We start from the raw sequence: 1,200 nt of genomic DNA, 5'->3' as shown, positions 1-1,200 counted from the left end.
CGACCGGCTGGTCGGCCCTGAACGGACAACGACGGAGACACAGGCATGAAGGGGATCGTTCTGGCCGGCGGCACGGGCACGCGCCTGCACCCGGCCACGCTGTCGATCAACAAGCAGCTGCTGCCGGTCTACGACAAGCCGATGATCTACTACCCGGTCTCGGTGCTGATGCTGGCAGGCATCCGCGAGATCCTGATCATCTCCAGCCCCGAGCACCTGGACAACTACCAGCGCCTGTTCGGCACGGGCGAGCAGTTCGGGCTGTCCTTCAGCTACGCGATCCAGCCCCGGCCGGAGGGCCTGGCCCAGGCCTTCCTGATCGGGCGCGACTTCGTGGGTGCGGACAGCGTCGCCCTGGTGCTGGGCGACAACCTGTTCTTCGGCTCGGGCATGCGTGAGATGCTGGCCCAAGCCCGGGCGCGCGCGAGCGGCGCCACGGTGTTCGCCTACCACGTCGACGATCCCTCGGCCTACGGCGTGGTCACCCTCGGCCCGGACGGGCGGCCCCTGCGCCTCGTCGAGAAGCCGGTGACCCCCGAGAGCCCCTGGGCGGTGACGGGCCTGTACTTCTACGACAACCAGGTCCTCGACATCGCCGCGGCGGTGACGCCCTCGGCCCGGGGCGAGCTCGAGATCACCAGCGTCAACGAGACCTATCTCGAGCGCGGGCAGCTGCACGTGGAGCGCATGAGCCGGGGCTATGCCTGGCTCGATACGGGCACCCATGACAGCCTGCTGGAGGCGGCCGAGTTCGTGCGCACCCTCCAGCACCGCCAGGGCCTGCAGGTGGCCTGCCTGGAGGAGATCGCCTACCTGCAGGGCTTCATCGGCAAGGAGCAGCTCATCGCCCGCGGCAAGCTCTTCGCCAAGACCGCCTACGGACAGAACCTCCTCAAACTCGCACAGGAAAATCAAGCCGCACTCCTGGTGCGATGACTTAGAACCTATGTGCTTGATTGATGAGCTCAAGGAATCGACGGAAAGCAAGGTTTCGTCGGAATAAAGCTTGGGACTCATACCGGCCTAATCGCTCAACCTCAATTAATTTTTCTGGTAAAAAATCGTTCTGTAAATTCTGACCTACTCCTGCTTTCGATGCGGTGTCCGACGTCAGCACCTGTGGGACAGATTGAGGGTCTTCACGAACGGAGGATGGCTGGTTCATCGTAGCCCCTGAGGAGCGAAGATGAAGCAGACATC

The 1,200-nt window shown here is 63.7% G+C and carries 1 protein-coding gene; it reads left to right on the top strand.

Annotation, left to right across the window (positions count from 1 at the left end; genetic code table 11):
• Positions 1–45: 45 nt before the first annotated feature.
• Entirely contained in the window at positions 46–936 is an 891-nt protein-coding gene (gene rfbA, locus ASF41_RS21440; protein ID WP_056496879.1) for a glucose-1-phosphate thymidylyltransferase RfbA, read from the top strand.
• Positions 937–1,200: the final 264 nt, after the last annotated feature.

The sequence above is a fragment of the Methylobacterium sp. Leaf111 genome, from assembly GCF_001423285.1.
In the GTDB taxonomy this organism is placed as follows: Bacteria; Pseudomonadota; Alphaproteobacteria; order Rhizobiales; family Beijerinckiaceae; genus Methylobacterium.
This window is presented reverse-complemented; position numbering and strand designations above follow the sequence as displayed.